7 protein-coding genes are annotated in these 11619 nt (G+C 67.8%); 5 read left to right on the top strand and 2 right to left on the bottom strand.

Annotated elements, in window-relative coordinates; all coding sequences use genetic code 11:
• The first annotated feature begins 10 nt into the window (after positions 1-10).
• The 5 genes from LXT21_RS33165 (at position 11) to LXT21_RS33145 (ending at position 7679) form a co-directional block, all read left to right on the top strand.
• Positions 11-715: a hypothetical protein gene (locus LXT21_RS33165; RefSeq protein ID WP_254042223.1), complete on the top strand. Its 705-nt coding sequence runs from the start codon at positions 11-13 to the stop codon at positions 713-715.
• Positions 716-957: 242 nt separating this feature from the next.
• On the top strand, positions 958-2286 hold the full coding sequence (locus LXT21_RS33160; protein ID WP_254042222.1) for a hydroxymethylglutaryl-CoA reductase, degradative: 1329 nt from the start codon (positions 958-960) through the stop codon (positions 2284-2286).
• Positions 2287-2520: 234 nt separating this feature from the next.
• Positions 2521-4785 carry a family 2 encapsulin nanocompartment cargo protein terpene cyclase gene (locus LXT21_RS33155; protein ID WP_254042422.1) on the top strand — a complete coding sequence of 755 codons (2265 nt, stop codon included), beginning with the start codon at positions 2521-2523 and terminating at the stop codon, positions 4783-4785.
• Between the two features lie 60 nt (positions 4786-4845).
• The gene (locus LXT21_RS33150) at positions 4846-6243 is read left to right on the top strand and encodes a family 2B encapsulin nanocompartment shell protein (RefSeq protein WP_254042221.1); all 1398 of its coding nucleotides are present in this window, start codon (positions 4846-4848) and stop codon (positions 6241-6243) included.
• Between the two features lie 35 nt (positions 6244-6278).
• Complete coding sequence (locus LXT21_RS33145; RefSeq protein ID WP_254042220.1) at positions 6279-7679, top strand: family 2B encapsulin nanocompartment shell protein; 1401 nt, start codon at positions 6279-6281, stop codon at positions 7677-7679.
• A 189-nt stretch (positions 7680-7868) separates the two neighbouring features.
• On the opposite strand, the gene LXT21_RS33140 is transcribed toward LXT21_RS33145, so the two are convergent.
• Positions 7869-9788, bottom strand: a complete 1920-nt coding sequence (locus LXT21_RS33140) for an eCIS core domain-containing protein (protein WP_254042219.1) — start codon at positions 9786-9788, stop codon at positions 7869-7871.
• Positions 9785-11434, bottom strand: a complete 1650-nt coding sequence (locus tag LXT21_RS33135; protein ID WP_254042218.1) for an SAM-dependent methyltransferase — start codon at positions 11432-11434, stop codon at positions 9785-9787. The genes LXT21_RS33140 and LXT21_RS33135 overlap by 4 nt, the downstream gene beginning before the upstream one ends.
• Positions 11435-11619: the final 185 nt, after the last annotated feature.

Below are 11619 nucleotides of genomic sequence, written 5' to 3'. Positions count from 1 at the left end.
GTGGGCGTGCATGCGCAATCTCGATTTCAGCTCCTGGAGTGCGGTGCTCACCACCCTGCTGGGGCTGGTCGTGGTGTCGCTGGTGGCCGTGAGCATTCGCCTGCTGCTGATGCAGACCGTCCAGCGTCGGCGCGAGCGCGAGAACCGGCAGATCAACGAGCGGCTCAAGACGCTGATCGCCGCCTACAAGACGCTGGGCGGCTCGTTCACGGGGGAGCTGGAGGTGGACCCCACCCATCTGCGCGACCTGCGCCGCCGGGCGGAGGAGGCGGCCGCCTCGGGGCAGGAGGTGTCGGCGCCCGACTCGGCCTCCGAGCGCCGGCGGCGCATCCGCGATGCCGTGGAGGCGGCGCTGTCGGATGTGCTCCTGCTGGGGACCGAAGAGCAGGTGTCCCTGGCGGCGCGGGCCGCGCGCGACATGGTCGCCGGCCGGCCGGTGCGGACGCTCGAATTGGTGGTGTCGCTGCGCGGGTTCATTCGTCAGGCCCTGGACCTGGAGCCCATCCCCCCGTCACTGGACATCCCAGAGCAAGGCCCGCTGCGGACCGTCTCGAGTGGTGGCAAGGGCGGAAGCAAGGAGGGCGGGAGTGGTCGAGGCGGGGGTGGGGGCGGAGGAGGAATGGGCGGCGCCGCGGGTGGTGGCCTGGGCCTGGGCGCGGGGCTGGGCGTTGGTGGCCTGGAGCGGGACGATGCAGGGCCTGACGAACAGCGCTGAGCCTGTCCGCCGTGAGATGGCACCCATCCTGCCTTGACAGTCGAGGCCGGCAGTGCCCCGACGCGGCCAGTGCGAGTGACTTGTCTGTGATTCGGTGACTTGACGTGTCAGCCCCCGGCGTTGACGCGTCAACCGAGCCACTCGGCGGGCGCATCCTCCTTGAATCATGCGGGATGCAGTCCGGCGCGGCATGGCGCCATCGTTGCAGAGGCTCGAGCGCGGTTCTGCACCGAAGGAACAACATGTCTGACACCGTGACCTCCCGGCTCCCGAGGTTCCACAAGCTGGCGATGGAGGAGCGCCACGCGCACCTCTCGCGCATGTTCGGGCTACAGCCCGAGGACCTGCGGCAACTGCTGGGCACGGAAGCGCTCCAGCCTGTCCTGGCGAACCAGATGATCGAGAACGCGGTGGGGACGTTCTCCCTGCCGCTGGGCCTGGGCCTCAACCTCCAGGTCAACGGGTGCGACTACCTGGTGCCCATGGCGGTGGAGGAGCCGTCCGTGGTGGCCGCCGTGTCCTTCGCCGCGAAGATTGTCCGCGAGTCCGGTGGCTTCACTGCCGAGGCGGACCCCTCGCTGATGATTGGCCAGGTGCAGGTGTCACGCTACGGCGACCCGCAGGTGGCCACCGAGCACCTCCTGGCGCACAAGGAGCAACTGCTCGCGCTGGCCAACAGCTTCCACCCGGCCATGGTGGCGCGCGGCGGCGGGGCCAAGGACGTGGAGGTGCGCGTGCTGCCGGCCCCCGAGGGCCCGTGCGGAGAGCCGTTGCTCATCGTCCACCTCATCGTCGACACGCAGGAGGCGATGGGGGCCAACCTCATCAACACCATGGCGGAGGGCGTGGCGCCGCTCATCGAGCAGCTCACCGGCGGCAAGGTGTACCTGCGCATCCTCTCCAACCTGGCGGACCGGCGGCTGGCGCGCGCCATCTGCCGCATCCCCGTGCCGCTGCTGGCGGACTTCGAGATGCCGGCCGAGGAGATCGCCGAAGGCATCGCCCAGGCCAGCCGCTTCGCGGAGGCCGACCCGTATCGCGCGGCCACGCACAACAAGGGCGTGATGAACGGCATCGACGCGGTGGCCATCGCGACGGGCCAGGATTGGCGCGCCATCGAAGCCGGCGCGCACGCCTTCGCCTGTCGCAGCGGGCAGTACCGGCCGCTCTCCACCTGGTACCTGGAGGAGGGGCACCTGGTGGGGCGCATCGAGCTGCCCCTGGCGCTGGGCACGGTGGGCGGGCCCATCAAGCTCCACCCAGGCGTGCAGATGGCGCTCAAGCTGATGCGGACCACCTCGGTGCGCGAGCTGTCCATGGTGTTCGCGGCGGTGGGCCTGGCGCAGAACTTCGCGGCGCTCCGGGCGCTGGGAAGCGTGGGCATCCAGAAGGGCCACATGGCGATGCACGCGCGCTGCGTGGCGGTCACGGCCGGCGCGCGCGGCGACTGGGTGGAGAAGATCGCCAACCTGCTGGTGAAGGCGGGCCACGTGAAGGTGGAGAAGGCCCGCGAGCTGCTGGCGAACCTCCCCGCGGAGGATGCCGCCGCCGCGACCGGCACCAGCGTCTGACGCCGTGACGACCCGCTCCGACGGACGTGTCATCCGTCTCGCTGACACGTCCGCTGCGACGACTGACGTGTCAAACGTGCGGGCCTGGCTGTTTCATCCTCCTTGAATCACGCGGGATGCGGCCTGAAACACCCCGGCACCGTCGTTGCAAACGGGGCCGGGCTCGATGAGTGAAGTCCTTCGTGAAACACGCAATGCCTATCGCTGGATAGATGGGACCCACGAGACATGAGCATGTCCAAGGCGCGGCAGCAGCAACCCTTCCAGCTCCCTGAGTTCTACGTGCCGTGGCCTGCGCGACTGAACCCGAACCTGGAATCGGCCCGCGCGCACACCAAGGCGTGGTCCTACGAGATGGGCATCCTGGGGCCGCCGAGGGACGGCACGCAGCGGGAGGTCTGGTCCGAGCGCCGCTTCGACGGCATGGACTACGCGCTCCTGTGCTCGTACACGCACCCGGAGGCGGCGGGGCCGGTGCTGGACCTCATCACGGACTGGTACGTCTGGGTCTTCTACTTCGATGACCACTTCCTGGAGGTCTTCAAGTACTCGCGCGACGTGAAGGGCGGGCAGGCCTATCTGGACCGGCTGCCGCTGTTCATGCCGCTGGACCTGAGCCAGACGCCGCCGGAGCCCGTCAACCCGGTGGAGCGCGGCCTCTGGGATTTGTGGCAGCGCACGGTGCCCGCCATGTCCATGGACTGGCGCCGCCGCTTCTACGAGAACACCCAGCACCTGCTCGACGAGTCGATGTGGGAAATCGACAACATCAGCGAGGCGCGCATCTCCAACCCCATCGAGTACATCGAGATGCGCCGCAAGGTGGGCGGCGCGCCCTGGTCCTCGGACTTGGTGGAGGTGGCCGTCGCGGCGGAGATTCCGGACCGGGTGGTGAAGAGCCGGCCGCTGCGCGTCTTCAAGGACACGTTCTCCGACGCGGTGCACCTGCGCAACGACTTGTTCTCCTACGAGCGCGAAATCCTGGAGGAGGGTGAGCTCTCCAACGGCGTGCTGGTGGTGGAGACGTTCCTCGACTGCGACACGCAGCGCGCCGCGGACCTGGTCAACGACTTGCTGACGAGCCGGCTGCAGCAGTTCGAGACGACGTTCGCCACGGAGCTGCCGTGGCTCTTCGCGGAGTACGGACTCAACCCGGTGGAGCAGGCGCAGGTGCTCACGTACCTGCGCGGGCTCCAGGACTGGCAGTCCGGCGGCCACGAGTGGCACATGCGCTCCAACCGCTACATGAACCAGCACGCCGAGGAGCGCCCGTCCCTCATGGTGCCGGTGCCCGCGGGCCTGGGCACCTCCGCGCTCCGGCTGCCGTTGACGGCGGGCGCGCTGGGGATGGGGCCTCGGGCCCGCTCGCTGAGCCACACGCCGCGCCAGCACGTGGGCCCCACGACGCTGCCGAAGTTCTACATGCCGTACAGCACGTACGTGAGCCCCCACCTGGACCACGCGCGGAGGGCCTCCAAGGCCTGGGCTCGGCGGATGGGCCTGTTGGAGGTGGTGCCCGGCGTGGGGTTCTACGTCTGGGACGACCACAAGTTCGACGCGGCGGACGTGGCCCTCTGCGGCGCGCTCATCCACCCGGACGCGACGCCCGAGCAGTTGGAGCTGACGGCGTGCTGGCTGGTGTGGGGGACGTACGCGGACGACTACTTCCCCCTGCTCTACGCCAACAGCCGGGACATGGCGGGCGCGAAGGCGTTCACCGCGCGGCTGGGGCAGTTCATGCCGGACGACGTGGAGACGGCCAGCGCGGCGGTGCCCCTCAACCCGGTGGAGCTGAGCCTGGCGGACTTGTGGAAGCGCACCGCGGGCCCGCTGACGCCGCGCGGCCGCAAGCTGTTCCGCAAGGCCATCCAGGACATGACGGACAGCTGGGTGTGGGAGCTGAACAACCAGCTGCTCAACCGCGTGCCGGACCCGGTGGACTACGTGGAGATGCGCCGCAAGACGTTCGGCTCGGACCTCACCATGTCCCTGGCGCGCCTGTCCCACGGGGACGCGGTGCCCGAGGACGTCTTCAATACCCGCACGCTGCGGGGGCTGGAGAACTCCGCCGCGGACTACGCCTGCTTCGTCAACGACTTGTACTCCTACCAGAAGGAGATTCAGTTCGAGGGCGAGCTGAACAACTGCGTGCTCGTCGTCCAGAAGTTCCTGGGCGTGGACAAGGACACGGCCGTGCACGTCGTCAACGCGATGATGACCGCGCGCATGAAGCAGTTCGAGCACCTGGTGGCCAAGGAGCTGCCCTCGGTCATCCGCACCTTCGAGCTGGATGAGAAGGCGCAGGCGAAGCTGCACAAGTACGTGGAGCAGCTGCAGCAGTGGATGGCGGGCATCCCCCGGTGGCACGCGGGCGTGACGCGCTACACCGAGGTGGAGCTCATCCACGACGCGGCGCCGAAGCTCCAGACGGGCAAGCCCGTGAGCCTGGGGACGTCGGCGATGCGCATCGCCGAGCTGTTCCGCGCCACGCGCCCCTGAGAAGTCCCAAGGCAGACACATTCCGAAGTGACGAGTCTTCAATCCGAAGAAGGGTGACCCATGTCCAATGATTCGAAGAAGTTCGACGACAACAACCAGAGCCTGGGCACGCAGGCGGCGCGGCAGCTGGCGACGACGACGAAGTCCGAGCCGCAGATGCAGGGCATCTCCTCGCGGTGGCTGCTCAAGCTGCTGCCGTGGGTGCAGGTGTCCGGCGGTACGTACCGCGTCAACCGCCGCATGACGTACGCGGTGGGCGACGGCCGCGTCACCTTCACCAGCACGGGCGCCAAGGTGGCGGTGATTCCGCAGGAGCTGGGCGAGCTGCCGCTGCTGCGTGGGTACGAGGACGTGGAGGCGCTCACCGCGCTGGCCAACCGCTTCGAGCAGAAGGAGTTCAAGGCGGGCGAGGTCATCACCGAGGCTGGCAAGGAGGCCGACTCCATCGTCCTCATCGCGCACGGCAAGGTGAACCGCATCGGCACCGGCAAGTACGGTGAGCCCGTGGTGCTGGAGACGCTGGCGGACGGCGACCACTACAGCTATCAGGCGCTGCTGGAGTCGCAGGACTACTGGCAGTTCACGGCCAAGGCCATGACGCCCGTCATTGCCCTGGTGCTGCAGCAGTCCGCCTTCGAGACGGTGGTGGCGCAAGTCCCGTCGCTGCAGAAGCACATCGAGAAGTTCAAGGCGCGCTCGAAGAAGAAGCAGGACACCACGGGCCAGAAGGCGATTGAGCTGGCGGCCGGCCACCACGGCGAGCCGGTGCTGCCGGGGACCTTCGTGGACTACGAGACGAGCCCCCGCGAGTACGAGCTGGCCATCGCGCAGACGGTGCTCCAGATTCACACCCGCGTCGCGGACCTCTTCAATGACCCGATGAACCAGACGCAGCAGCAGCTGCGCCTGACGGTGGAGGCGCTGAAGGAGCGCAAGGAGCACGAGCTCATCAACAACCGCGAGTTCGGCCTCTTGCACAACGCGGACCTCAAGCAGCGCATCCACACCCGCTCGGGCGCGCCGAGTCCGGACGACATGGACGAGCTGCTCGCCACGGTGTGGAAGGAGCCGTCGTTCTTCCTGGCGCACCCGCGCGCCATCGCCGCGTTCGGCCAGGAGTGCAACAAGCGGGGCATCTACCCCACCAGCGTGGAGATGAACGGCAACCACGTGCCCGCGTGGCGCGGCGTGCCGATTGTCTCTTGCAACAAGCTGCCCATCTCCGAGTCGCGCACCACGTCCATCATGCTGATGCGCGCGGGGGAGAAGAACCAGGGCGTGGTGGGCCTGCACCAGGCGGGCATCCCCGACGAAATCGAGCCCAGCCTCAACGTGCGCTTCATGGGCATCAACGAGAAGGCCATCATGAACTACCTGGTGACGGCGTATTTCTCCGCGGCGGTGCTGACGCCGGACGCGCTGGGCATCCTGGAGAGCGTGGAGCTGGGTCGCTCGTAGTCGTCTCCTGACTCGAAACCACGAAAGACCCCTTCATGGCGAATCCAGACAAAGAGTTGGCGGCCCACGAGGGCACCAGCCTGAGCACGGCCGGCGCGCGGCAGCTGGCGACGACGACCAAGTCGCAGCCGGTGATGCAGGGCATTTCGCCCCGCTACCTGCTGAGCATCCTGCCCTGGGTGCAGGTGTCGGGCGGCACGTACCGCGTCAACCGGCGGCTGACGTACGCGGCGGGCGATGACCGGCTGAACTTCAGCAACATCGGCGTCAAGGTGGAGGTGATTCCGCAGGAGCTGCTGAAGCTGCCGCTGATGCGGGGCTTCCAGGACGCGGATGACCTGCTCATCCGCACGCTGGCGGGCCGCTTCACCCAGCAGCAGTACAAGGCGGGGGACACCATCGTCGAGGCGGGCAAGGCCGCCCAGGACGTGTTCCTCATCGCGCACGGCAAGGCGCAGAAGCTCTCGAAGGGCAAGTACGGCGACCCGCTGGTGCTGGACACGCTGGCGGACGGCGACCACTTCGGCGACCAGGCGGTGGTGGAGTCGAACGACGTGTGGCCCTTCACCGTCAAGGCCCTCACGGCCTGCACGGTGATGGCGCTGCCGCAGGACGTGTTCGAGGCGCTCATCGTCCAGTCCCCGGCGCTCAAGGCGCACGTGGAGCGCTACAAGGCGAAGCTCAAGAAGCCGCAGGACAAGGCAGGGCAGGCGGCCATCCCGATGACGGCCGGCCACCACGGCGAGCCCGTCCTGCCGGGCGGCTTCGTGGACTACGAGCTCAAGCCTCGCGAGTACGAGCTGAGCGTGGCGCAGACCATCCTGCGCGTGCACACGCGCGTGTCGGACATCTTCAACGACCCGATGAACCAGACGCAGGAGCAGCTGCGGCTGACCATCGAGGCGCTGAAGGAGCGCAAGGAGTGGGAGCTCATCAACAACCCGGAGTTCGGCCTGTTGCACAACGCCGACCTCAAGCAGCGCCTCAACACGCGCTCGGGGCCGCCGACGCCGGACGACATGGACGAGCTGGTGACGCGCCGTCGCAAGACGCGCTACTTCCTGGCGCACCCGCGGGCCATCGCGGCGTTCGGCCGGGAGTGCACCCGGCGCGGCCTGTACCCCACGGTGGTGGACGTGGGTGGAGCGAAGTTCCAGGCGTGGCGCGGGGTGCCCATCCTCCCGTGCGACAAGCTGCCCATCAGCCGGGAGAACACGACGTCCATCATCGCCATGCGCACCGGGCAGGATGACCAGGGCGTGGTGGGCCTGCACAACGCGGGCATCCCCGACGAGGTGGAGGCGAGCCTCACCGTCAAGCGCATGGCCATCAACGACCAGGCCCTCACCCAGTACCTGGTGAGCACCTACTACTCCGCCGCCGTGCTCGTCCCCGACGCGCTGGGCGTGCTGGAGAACGTGGCGCTCGGCGCCTGAAGCGACTGAAACATCAGGACGGGCCCGGTGCGTTTGCTCGCGCCGGGCCCGTTCTCGTTTCACGAATGCCCCGGCAATAACAAACAGCCAGTCGCGCGCCGGGCAGACCTCGACTCCGTCGCCATCACCGCGACGGTGCACTTCGCCTTCGGCCATGGCCTCCACCGGGACGCGAGGGCGCGCTGGCCCTCACGATGTCGTGGAGCCCCCGTTCGGGCCCTTCTTCGACGGAGGCAGGTTCTTCGCGTCATGGAGGCTGAGGACTGGGTGGGCGGGAGCTTGCGCTCCGGGCGCGAAGGCTCTGGCCGCGGGGGCGAGGAAGAGTCCCGCCGGTGCCGCGGCGGCCATGGGTGGGTTGGCGGGCCGAGGAGGGACGGGGGGCTTCGGCCGCTGGGCCCGAGCCAACGCGTCCGCTTCCTTGGCCTGTTCCCGTGCCCGTTGCTTCATGGCTTCTCGCGCTCTGTGCTCCTCGCGGGCTTGAAGGGCGGCCTGCACGTTCAGGACGGGACGCGGCGGCGGGACTGCGAGCACCCGCTGGTATTGCTCCCAGGACTTGCCCATCTCCTCCACCCATCGGCTGTAATGCATGCTGGAGCCCAGCGGACATCGCAGCTCGAGGATGGGCGCCTTCACATCGGCGCCCCGGAAGCGCACCGTGTCGACCTTGTTCTTGAGCGCTCCGAGTCCGATGAGGATGGCCCCTCTCTCCTGCGTGAAGAGGTCTTTGTTGGGGATGTTCTCCAGCCAGTCGTTGAAGGTCGGGGGAATGCGGTTGTCGCCGTTCCAGGGAATCATTCGGTGGCTGAGCTGGATGAGGACGTCGATATGCTGCGGAGCTGTCAAGGGGGCCCTGGCCACCATGGCTTGTCTCATGAGCCAGGTCATCCACTCCTTCCGCATGATGACTTTCACGCCCTTCCGGTAACTCAACCGGTCCTGCTCGGTTTTGGGGAGCAGGCTGAAGATGGTGCGGAAGTCGGTGCGAGCCAGGGTGTCGAACTTGGCCTTGATGAAGGGCTTCGATTTTTCGTGGCAGGCACGGATGAGGTAGTCCATCACGAGCCAGAGGAATCCCCAGGTCTCGGCTGGGAGCTCGGGAAACAGCTGAGTGGGCGTGAGGGACTCCCTGCGTTCACGAACGCGCGTCCTGAGCTTGTTCCAATGCGTCTCCATGGTCTCATGCAGCCCGGCATCTCCGAAGTTATTGAAGCCGCGGTTGCCATAGATCTGCGGAATGCAAACCAGGGGGACGCCGACGGTGATCTGCAGCGCCCCGTCGATGGGGCCGCCTTTGGCGAGCTTCCACTCCACCGGCACTTGCTTGTCGGCCACGTCCTTGGCGACCACGTCCTTGGCGACGACCTTCTTGACGGGCACTCCCTTGACGGTGATGACCGGTGTCTTGCTGTCCTTGAGGGCCGCGAATTCCTTGTCCCAGGCGGCGGCCTGCTCCGCCATGCGGGTCGCTGTCGAGATCAGCTCCTCCAGGGAGTTCGCCGGAGGGTCGCTGACGAATTCGACGACCGGAATCAGGGCGCTGGTCACCTCGTTGACGGCCTTGAACGTCTTGTCGTCCTGACAGATGACGGTCCCCTTGGGCTTGCCGAGGGGACTCTTGATGTCCAGGCTGGCGCACTCCAACTCGATGCCGAAGGGCATGCACTGGCCCACCGTCGGCGCGTTCGGCTCCGCGCGCGCCCAGGGTGGGGGCGGCGGCTGCATGCCATCCTGGTCCCGGAGCACGAAGGCCGCTGCATGAGCCCCCGTCGTGTCCGCCTCGGCTTCCAGGGACGCGTCTTGGACGATGGCGCTCCGGACACCTTCAGGAGGGCGGACCCTTCCAGCGCGCTGCTGCAGCACATGGGACAGCTCGTGCGTCAGGAGCTTCAGCCCTGGGAGGGTGGCGGGATTGTACATGCCTGGGGCGAACCAGATGTCCGAGCCCACGGCCATCGCCGCCACGCGCAGTCCCGGATGGGTATGGATGCGCACACCCGAGAGGTCCTGGCCCCAGAACGCCTCCAGCTTGTTTCTCAGGGGCTCTGGCAGCGGCGCCCCCGGCTTCGGGTGAGGTGATGCGCGGTGGCTGCCTTCTTCGCGTGGGTTCATGAAGGTGTCTCTCGGGTTGTCTGATTCAGCGTCCGCAGCTTGTCCTGCCACCACCCCCTGGCCAGGGCGGTGAGTCCCAGCTCCGCCTCGCACCAGGCGCCCTGCACCTCGGAGAGCAGCTGGGTGACCTCCTGGTGGTCCGGGGAGAGCTCGCCCGCGCGCGCGCAGGCCTGGAAGGCGCGGGCGTGCTCCCCCAACTCCAAGTAGACCCGCCCCAGGGCGACATACGTCAGGGGCGCTTCGTGCTCCTGGACCGCGCGTTCGAGCAGCGCACCGGCCTGGAGGAAATCTCCCTGACGACAGAACACGTCGCTCATCCGCAGCGAGAAGTCCTGCTGCCGGAGGCCATCGCGTGAATCGCCTTCCCGCAGGTACCGCAGCGCTGTCTCGAAGTCGTCGAGCGCCAGGGCCACCGCTCCAGCCTGCACGTAGAGCGTGAGGGCATGGGGGTCCAGGGCGATGCAGCGATCGTAGAAACGCAGGGCGCGCTTGTGCTCACCCGCTTCGGAGAGCTTTTGTGCCGCGAGCTCGAAGTCGAGCCGGTCCTGGCTCGCTTGGGATTGGATGAAGCCCCGGGTGAAGGCCTCCCGCAGTGACGAGGCGATGGGGGCCCCGCTGCGCCAGAGCGCCGTGCGTGTCGAGCCGTGCCACCCCGGATTCACCAGCAGCTCAGCTCCCCTCAGGCGGGCCCACGGCGTGAAGAGGGGGAAGCAGACGGGGTGGTTGAGGCTGTCCCCATAGACGACGGGGACGCGACTGATGGACGCGATGTGTCCAGGGGAGGAGCCGTCCTCGAAGTCGCTGAACAGGAACACTCCGCCGTGCGGCATCCGTGTGAGGAACGAATCGAGCAGCTCCATGAACGCGTAGGGATAGGCCAGCTCCGCTTCGACGTCCTGGGCGAGCACCTCTTCGAGCAGGGCGGCGTGATGCGCGCCGCGGAAGGTCGCGCGCGGGTCGACGGGCAACCACGCGTGTTCGCCCAGGAGCGTCCGCCACCGCGCCGCCTCCTCGGTGGCCTCGGGCTCCGAGGATCGGGCGTCCTCGGTGAGCGGGCGGAGGTTGCGCGAATGCAGCTCGAGCCACGTGTCGGCTCGCTTGCGGAACACCTTGGTGGGGAGCACGCAGCACAGGTAGTTCGCCAGCACGGCCCAGGGGGCCAGTGTCACGGCCTCGCCGTCGAGCGTGTGCGCCACCGAGGGGGCGCGGCCATCCACCAGCGCGGGGAGCACATGGCCGGAGGCGACGAACCCGGCCAGCGCGGCTCGCTGGATGGCCTGCTCCAACGACAGGCGCGAGACGTCCGTGAAGACATAGCTCACGCGGTCGAACAGCGCGCGCCCCGCCTCACCCAACTCATCCCTCAGCGCGAGCAGCACCCCGACGCAGAAGTCTCCCAACCCTCCGCCCAGCTCGAGCACCTGGATGCGTGTCTCCGAGGTGACTCGGCCCTCTGCCTGGAGGGAATGGACCAGCGCCAGGAGCAGGACCGCGTGTTGATGGGCGAAGGCGTGGTTGTTGGTCGCCCGGTAGGGGATGTCACCCTCGGTCCAGGCGCGAATGCCTCGGGTCTCGAAGTAGGAGGCATGGGCCCGCCAGCGGTGTCCTTCGTCGTAGGGAACCCAGTCTTGAGCGTCGAACGTCATGTCTCTCTGGATGAGAATCGTGGTGGCGCGACTTCGGCTCGGCGCGCATTTGCAGACGGCGTGCCGCGAAATCTTCGCGTGTCGTGCTTCTCAAAAATTCCAGGGACTGGGTTCACTGGCAGTGGGGCACCGCGAAACCGAGTCTCGGCGCTCCAGGGTGCGTTCGACGCGAACGCGGATGCGTC

The organism is Myxococcus guangdongensis, assembly GCF_024198255.1.
Taxonomy (GTDB): Bacteria; Myxococcota; Myxococcia; order Myxococcales; family Myxococcaceae; genus Myxococcus; species Myxococcus guangdongensis.
Note: the sequence above shows the minus strand (reverse complement) of the source record. Positions and strands in the feature narration are given on the sequence as shown.

Excerpts from the sequence above, each read along its gene's own strand:
- LXT21_RS33165 (WP_254042223.1), top strand. The coding sequence starts at position 11 with ATGCGCAATCTCGATTTCAGCTCCTGGAGTGCGGTGCTCACCACCCTG.
- LXT21_RS33155 (WP_254042422.1), top strand. The coding sequence starts at position 2,521 with ATGTCCAAGGCGCGGCAGCAGCAACCCTTCCAGCTCCCTGAGTTCTAC.
- LXT21_RS33160 (WP_254042222.1), top strand. The coding sequence starts at position 958 with ATGTCTGACACCGTGACCTCCCGGCTCCCGAGGTTCCACAAGCTGGCG.
- LXT21_RS33140 (WP_254042219.1), bottom strand. The coding sequence starts at position 9,788 with ATGAACCCACGCGAAGAAGGCAGCCACCGCGCATCACCTCACCCGAAG.
- LXT21_RS33135 (WP_254042218.1), bottom strand. The coding sequence starts at position 11,434 with ATGACGTTCGACGCTCAAGACTGGGTTCCCTACGACGAAGGACACCGC.
- LXT21_RS33150 (WP_254042221.1), top strand. The coding sequence starts at position 4,846 with ATGTCCAATGATTCGAAGAAGTTCGACGACAACAACCAGAGCCTGGGC.
- LXT21_RS33145 (WP_254042220.1), top strand. The coding sequence starts at position 6,279 with ATGGCGAATCCAGACAAAGAGTTGGCGGCCCACGAGGGCACCAGCCTG.